Here is a 7,197-nt window from a genome sequence, read left to right as displayed (position 1 = left end):
TCGGCCCGGCCCGAGGCCCCGCCCCTGCCGCCGGTACGGCGGACCCCGCTCGCCGTGTCCGCGCTGCTCGCCGCCGCCCTGACCGCGTACGTCTGGTCCGCGCACGGTGCCAAGCCGGGCGTGCTGCTCCTGCTCGGCCTCGGCCTCGGCGTCGCCCTCTTCCACTCCCGGTTCGGCTTCACCTCCGCCTGGCGCCAGCTCGTCGCCGTCGGCAACGGCACCGGGCTGCGGGCACACGCCCTGCTGCTGGGCACCACGGCCACCCTGTTCGCCCTCGTCATCGGCACCGGGACCGGACTGTTCGGCTCCCAGCCCGCACCGTCCGCCGGGCCGATCGGCGTCGGCCTGTTCGCCGGTTCGGCGCTCTTCGCGATCGGCATGCAGCTCGGCGGCGCCTGCGCCTCGGGCACCCTCTTCGCGGTCGGCTCGGGACAGACGTCGATCGTGCTGACCCTGGGCGGCTTCGTGGCGGGCGCCACGCTGGCCGCCTGGCAGTTCGACCTGTGGAAGGACCTGCCCGCCTGGGAGCCCGTCGTGCTGTCCGAGCACATCGGCTGGTTCGGCTCCTGGGCCGTGACCATCGCCGCACTGCTGCTCGTGGTGCTGGTCAGCCGGTGGATCCAGGCCCGCCGCAACCCGCCGCCGCTGGGCGCCGTGCCCTCGGCGCGCCGGGCCGCAGTCCGTGCCGTCCGCGGCTCCTGGCCGCTGGCCGCCGGCGCCCTCGCGCTGGCCGTGCTGGGCGCGGGCGTCCTGCTGGTCTCCGGCGGTGCCTGGGGCGTCACCAGCGCGTTCAGCCTGTGGGGCTCGGAACTGGTCGGCGCGCTCGGCGGCCACCCGGAGAACTGGACCTGGTGGCAGCGGCCCGGCAACGCCGAGATGCTGGCCGGTCCGGTGCTCGCCGACAAGACCAGCCTCACCGACATCGGCATCATGATCGGCGCCGCCGTCGCCGCCTCGCTCGGCGGCACCTGGGCACTGCACCGGGGCATCCCCTGGCGCACCGCCGTCGCGGCCGTGCTCGGCGGGGTGCTGATGGGCGTCGGCGCCCGGCTGGCCGGCGGCTGCAACATCGGCGCCTACCTGGCGGGCATCGCCTCGGGCAGCCTCAGCGGCTGGCTGTGGGGCGCCTGCGCGCTGGCCGGCACCTGGGTGGGCCTCAGGCTGCGACCGCTGTTCGGCCTGGGCAACCCCAAGCCGGGCGACGGCGTCTGCTGACGGGGACGCCCGTGCGGCGCGGGGGTCAGGCCCGCGCCGCACGGGCCGCTAGGGGGTGTCGCTCGCCTCGGGCGCGCGCCGGTCGGTGGTGGTGACCCGGGCGATGGCCTCCAGGGTGAGGGCGCGCCCGTGCGGCTCCCTGGCCAGGGCACGGTGCAGCGTCAGGCCCTCGATGAGGGCGTCGAGCTGGCGGGCCGTGTCCGGGTCGAAGTGCTTCTCCAGGTGGACGCGGCTGCGGCGCATCCACTCGTGGGTCAGCTCCCGGTAGGCCGGCTGCCGCGCGGCGAGCGTGTACAGCTCCTGGGTGAGCACCAGGTCGCGCTGGCTGTCCTCGGACAGCTCGTGCACCAGGTCGGCCACCGCCTGGCAGGCCTCGTCGCGGTCGGCGGCGGCGCCGAGGTGCTCGTCGAAGACCGCGACGATGTGGTCGGTGAACCGGCCGAACGCCTCCCGCAGCAGCTGCTCGATGCCGCTGAAGTGGTACGTCATCGAGCCGAGCGGTACCCCCGCGCGCTGCGCGATCCTCCGGTGGGAGACGCGGGCGATGCCCTCCTCGGCGATCAGGTCGAGGGTGGCCGCGAGGATGCGCTCCCGCCGCTGCGGGTCCGTGTGTCCGGTTGCCATGGGAGCAGACTTACACGTTCCGCACCGGCCGGGCAGGGTTGCCGACGGCCACGACGTTCGCCGGCACGTCCTTGGTGACGACCGCACCGGCGCCGATGACGGAGTTGTCCCCGATGGTCACGCCCGGCAGCACGATCGCGCCGCCGCCCAGCCAGACGTTGTCGCCGATGACGATCGGGCGGGCGGCCTCCAGCTTGTCCCGCCGGGGCCCCGGCTCCAGCGGGTGCGTCGGGGTCAGCAGCTGGACGTTCGGCCCGATCTGGCAGTCCTCGCCGATGGTGATCGCCGCGACGTCCAGCGCCGTCAGGTTGTAGTTGACGAAGGTGCGCGCGCCGATGGTGATGTTGCTGCCGTAGTCGACGTACAGCGGCGGACGCACATGCGCCTCGGCCCCCAGCGAGCCGAGCAGTTCGGCCAGGAGGGGCCGCGCCGCCTCCGCGTCCTCGGCGTAGGCGGCCTGGTAGCGGGCGGCCAGCCGCACGGCCTGCTGCTGCCTGCGGGCGATCTCCGGGTCGTCGGCGATGTAGAGGTCGCCCGCCTGCATGCGTTCGAGGTTGGTGCGGGAGTCGCCCGCGAAGTGGTCCGTCGGCATGCGGCCGATCGTACCCCTGGAAGCGTACGAACGTACACTCCCCGGTTCGTGTCGTGCGGCGCGGCTCAGCGTCGGCGGGGCTGGAGCACTCCGGCGCACAGCAGGACGAGGAGCCCCGCGAGCGGCACCACCAGCAGCCCCACCCGCAGGCTCGTCGCGTCGGCGACCAGCCCCACCACCGGCGGGGAGAGCAGGAACCCGAGCCGCATCAGCCAGGAGACCAGGGTCAGCCCCGACCCGGGCTTGAGACCGGGGAGTTCGTCGGCCTCGTGCATGGCCGCCGGTACCAGCGTCGCCACCCCGAACCCGGCCGCGGCGAAGCCGAGCACCGTGCCCGGAACCGTCGGCACGGCCAGCGCCAGGCCCATGCCGACCGCGGCGATCAGGGCGCCGGAGCGGGCCACCGTGCGCTGGCCGAAGCGGTCCACGAGCCGGTCGCCCACGATCCGGCCGACGAACTGCGCGCCGACCAGGGCGACGTACCCGGAAGCGGCCAGCGCCGCCGTCGCGTGCAGCGAGTCGGCGAGGTAGAGGGTGGCCCAGGACATGCCCGCGTCCTCGACGAGGGTGCCGGCCGTGGCGATGAGGACGAGGGCGGCCAGCACCCAGCCGGTGCGCAGGCCGGCCGCCCGGGTCCGGACCGGTGACGGCGCGGAGTCCTCGGCGCCGGTCTCCGCGGCCGGTTCGGTGTCGGTCTCCGGGCCCGGCAGGCAGTAGCGCAGGGCGACGCACGCCGCGACCGCGAACACCGCGGCGGAGAAGAGCAGGTGCGGACCGCGCGCGACGCCGAGCGCGATCGCCGCAGCGGCCATGGACCCGCCGGTGACCGCACCGATGGACCAGATGGCGTGGAAGAAGTTGATGATGGAGCGTCCGTAACGGCGCTGCACCCGCAGACCGTGGGCGTTCTGCGCGACATCGGTGAACGCGTCCATCGCCCCGGCCAGGAACAGCGCCCCCGCGAACACCACGACCGAGTCCGCGAGTCCGGCGGCGAGGATGCCCGCCCCGGTCAGCAGCGTGCCGCCGACCGCCACCCGCGCCGAACCGAAGCGGCGCACCAGGATCCCGGCCGCCAGCCCGGCGGTGATGGCGCCCGCCGGGAACGCCGCCACGGCCAGTCCGTAGGCGGCGTTCCCGATGCCGAGGTCCGCCTTGATCTGCGGATACCTCGGCAGCAGGTTGGCGAACAGGGCCCCGTTGGTGAAGAACAGCACGGCGACGGCCAGCCGAGCCCGCCGATCGGCCAGGGCGGGCCGGCGCAGTACGTCAACAGTCATGCGCGGGAGCCTACCCGGCGAGGTGTACGAACGTACACTCCCGATCGCCCCGGCCGGAGGAGGGCCTTCAGCGCCCCTTGGCGCACAGGGCCGCGTCCACGGCGCCCTGGAGGTGACGCAGGCTGTCGCCCTCGGCCGCCCAGGTCGTGGTGTAGACGGTCACGGTGCCCCGGCCGCCCGTGGCCCGGCCGCCGCCCACCGAACCGCCGGGCAGGTCCCCGCCGTGGCCCCAGTAGACGCCGCCGCAGCTCAGCGGGATCGACGCGAGGCCGTACCCGTAGCGGCTGCCCGCCGGGTAGACGTCGCGGCCGCCGACGTCGGTGGTGTCCCGCGTCATCAGGCGCACCGCCCAGCCGGGCAGCAGCCGGCCGCCGAACAGGCCGTCCCAGAAGGCGTTCAGGTCGACGGGGGTGGACACGAGGCCGCCGGACGCGCCGAACTCGTAACCCGGCAGCTCGGTCACGTCCACCCGCCCGTCCTGCGGGTGCGCGGGGTGCACGCCGTAGTTCCGGGCGCGCGGGCCGCGAAGGTCCAGCTCGCCGGGCGCGGGCCAGTAGGTGTCGTCCAGGTGCAGCGGGCGCAGGACGGTGCGCTCCACGTACGTGCGGAAGCCGACCCCGGACACCTCGTCGATCACCATGCCGAGGACCAGGTAGTTGGTGTTGGAGTAGCCCCAGTCGGTGCCGGGCTCGAAGTCCGGCTCGGCGTCGAGCGCGAGGGCCAGGTAGTCCTCGGTCGTCCCCGGCCGGGTCCAGTCCACCAGCGCCGAGTACTCCGGCAGCCCGCTGGTCTGCTTCAGCAACTGCCGTACGGTGATGGGGCTGTCGGCCAGCTGGGGCACGTAGGCGCCCGCGCGGTCGTCCAGGCCCAGGCGGCCGTCCGCGACCAGCCGCATCACCGCGGTCGCGGTGAACGCCTTGGTGTCGCTGGCGAGCCGGAACCGGCCCCGCTCGTCGGTCATCGGGCGGCCCGAGTCCAGGTCCGCGACACCGGAGGTGCGGGTCGTGCGGCCGTCGTACGCGAGCGCGCCCGGCACGCCGTCGCGTGCGGTGAGCAGGTCCAGTTGACGCTGCACCGCGTCGGGGCGGTCGGGGCGGCCCGGGTGGGCCGCCGCCGCGGGCGCGAGGGCCCCGGTGAGCGCGGCGGCGAGCAGGACGGCGGCGGCGAGGCGCTTGCGGTGCATGGGTCTTCCCCCTCTTCGTGGCCGCCCGACGGTGGCGGGCGGACGGTGTCGTCCGTTCACCGACGACCCTGCCAGCGCCCGGAAGGAAGATCAGTGGGACAGGCCCCCGGGCCGGGGGTGTCACCAACACCCCTGGGCGCCCGCGCCGTCGGCCTCAGCCGAGCAGGTCGGCGACGAGCGCGGCGAACTCCTCGGGGGTGGCCAGCCGGACGCCGAGCTGCTCCGCCTTGGCCCGCTTCGAGCCCGCTCCCTCACCCGCGACGACGAGTGTCGTGTTCTTGGAGACGCTGGAGGAGGAGCGTCCGCCGGCCCGCTCGACGAGTTCGTTCATCTCGTTGCGGCTGAGGCTTTCCAGACGGCCGGTCATCGCGCCGGTGACGACCACCTTCATGCCCGCCAGCGGTCCGCCGTCCCCAGGTGCCTCGGCCGGCGTGCCGTCCTCGCCGTCCGCGTCGGCGGGCGGGGGCGGGGTCGCGCCGGGCTCGGTCATGTTGACACCTGCGGCGGCGAGCTTGTCGATGAGCGGGGCGAGTTCGGCGATCTCCGCGACGACGGAGGGCGCCTTCTCCGCGCCGATGCCGTCGACCCGCTGCATGGCGTCGGCGTCGGCGGCGCGTATGCCGTCCATGGTGGCGAAGTACCGGGCGATGCGCCGGGACATGGACCGGCCGGTGCCGCGCACGCCCAGCGCGCACAGCACCCGGGACAGCGGCTGCTCCTTGGCCCGGGCGAGCGCGGCGAGCAGGTTGTCGGTGCTGGTCTCGCCCATCCGCTCCAGGGCCAGCAGCTGCTCGCGCCGGAGCAGGAAGAGGTCGGCCAAGTCACCGACGAGACCCGCCTCGACGAGCTGGACCACACGGGTGGTGCCCAGGCCCTCGATGTCGAGCTGGTCGCGCCCGGCGGCGTAGGCGAGGGAGGCGACCAGGTGGCAGTTGCGGCCCTGCGCGCACCGCCACCGCTCCTCGCTCGTGTCGATGTCCGAGCCGCAGCGCGGACACGCCTCGGGGAACACGATGGGCTGCTCCTCGCCCGTCCGCAGATGTGCCACCGGAGCCTCGATGCGCGGGATGACGTCACCGGCGCGGTGCACCATCACGTGGTCGCCCAGCCGCAGGCCGCGCCGGGTGATGTCGGCCGGATTGTGCAGTGTGGCGTAGGTGATCGTGGAGCCCTCGATGACCACCGGCTCCAGGACGCCGCGCGGGGCGACGATGCCGGTCCGGCCGACGTTCCACTCCACGGCGAGCAGCCGGGTGATCTTCTCGACGGCCGGGAGCTTGTACGCGACGGCCCATCGCGGCGCCCGCGAGCCCGACCCGGCGGCCCGCCGGTCGGCGGCGAGGTCCGCCTTGATCACGATCCCGTCGATGCCGAACGGCAGCCCGGCGCGGAGCGCGGCGATCTCCTGGACCCTTCGCACCACCTGCTCGGGCGTCTCGACGACCACGTCCGGTACCGCGGTGGCGGCGCTGGTGTGCACGCCGAGCCCGGCCGCCGTCGACATCAGCTCGCTGTACGGCGACTCGTCGAGCCGTTCGGCCAGCGCCGTGCCGGTGCCGGGCAGGGCCAGCAGGCCGTAGCCGAAGAACGTCATCGGCACCGTATAGGCGCGCTCCTTGGCGCGCAGGGTCCCCGCGGCCGCGTTGCGCGGGTTGGCGAAGGGCTGCCCACCGTGCCGGACGCGCACCTCGTTGGCGTGCTCGAACTGGGCCGTCGTCATCAGGATCTCGCCGCGCACCTCGACGGTCACCGGCTCGGCCAGCGTCTCGGGCAGCCCCTGCACGGTGCCGATGGCGTGTGAGACGTCCTCACCGGCCGTGCCGTCGCCCCGGGTGATCAGCCGGGTCAGGCGGCCCTCGTGGTAGCGGGCGGCGACCGCGAGACCGTCCAGCTTGGGGCCGACGGCGAACCGGGCGGCCTCGCGGCCGATGCGCCGGGCCAGGGACGCCGTCCAGGCGGTGAACTCCTCCGGCGAGAACACGTTGTCCAGGCTGAGCATCGGCACCGTGTGCGGCACGTCCCCCTCGGCCGCGCCGCCCGCGACCTTGCCGGTGGGGGAGTCGGGCAGCACCTCGTCGGGATGCTCGGCCTCCCACGCGGCGATCCCTCTCGCCAGCCGGTCGTAGGCGTCGTCGTCCATCGGCGAGGAGCCGCCCGCGTAGTAGGCGGCGGCCGCGCTCGCGGCGTCCTCGACCGCCCGGGCGTAGGCGGCGGCGTCGACGATCACTGCTGCAGGAGTAGTCATGGCCCCGATCATGCCGCCCACCACTGACAACGGGTCCCCGCCCACCGCTCGGCGGCCG

6 protein-coding genes are annotated in these 7,197 nt (G+C 74.7%); 1 reads left to right on the top strand and 5 read right to left on the bottom strand.

Features of this window, described 5'->3' with window-relative positions; all coding sequences use genetic code 11:
• A partial coding sequence (locus tag K7854_RS16640) for a YeeE/YedE family protein (RefSeq protein WP_226027294.1) occupies nt 1-1,215 on the top strand: 1,215 nt, incomplete at its 5' end.
• 48 nt (nt 1,216-1,263) lie between these two features.
• On the opposite strand, the gene K7854_RS16635 is transcribed toward K7854_RS16640, so the two are convergent.
• The 5 genes from K7854_RS16635 to ligA all read right to left on the bottom strand — a co-directional run bounded on the left by K7854_RS16635 (nt 1,264) and on the right by ligA (nt 7,139).
• Nucleotides 1,264-1,839, bottom strand: coding sequence for a TetR/AcrR family transcriptional regulator (locus K7854_RS16635; RefSeq protein WP_226027293.1), 576 nt, complete (start codon nt 1,837-1,839; stop codon nt 1,264-1,266).
• A 10-nt stretch (nt 1,840-1,849) separates the two neighbouring features.
• Nucleotides 1,850-2,431 carry a sugar O-acetyltransferase gene (locus K7854_RS16630; protein WP_226027292.1) on the bottom strand — a complete coding sequence of 194 codons (582 nt, stop codon included), beginning with the start codon at nt 2,429-2,431 and terminating at the stop codon, nt 1,850-1,852.
• 65 nt (nt 2,432-2,496) lie between these two features.
• Entirely contained in the window at nt 2,497-3,711 is a 1,215-nt protein-coding gene (locus K7854_RS16625) for an MFS transporter (RefSeq protein ID WP_226027291.1), read from the bottom strand.
• A 67-nt stretch (nt 3,712-3,778) separates the two neighbouring features.
• Nucleotides 3,779-4,894: a serine hydrolase domain-containing protein gene (locus tag K7854_RS16620; protein WP_226027290.1), complete on the bottom strand. Its 1,116-nt coding sequence runs from the start codon at nt 4,892-4,894 to the stop codon at nt 3,779-3,781.
• A 154-nt stretch (nt 4,895-5,048) separates the two neighbouring features.
• Nucleotides 5,049-7,139 carry an NAD-dependent DNA ligase LigA gene (ligA, locus tag K7854_RS16615; RefSeq protein WP_226027289.1) on the bottom strand — a complete coding sequence of 697 codons (2,091 nt, stop codon included), beginning with the start codon at nt 7,137-7,139 and terminating at the stop codon, nt 5,049-5,051.
• Between the last annotated feature and the right edge of the window lie 58 nt (nt 7,140-7,197).

Source organism: Streptomyces hyderabadensis (assembly GCF_020404845.1).
In the GTDB taxonomy this organism is placed as follows: Bacteria; Actinomycetota; Actinomycetes; order Streptomycetales; family Streptomycetaceae; genus Streptomyces; species Streptomyces hyderabadensis.
This window is presented reverse-complemented; position numbering and strand designations above follow the sequence as displayed.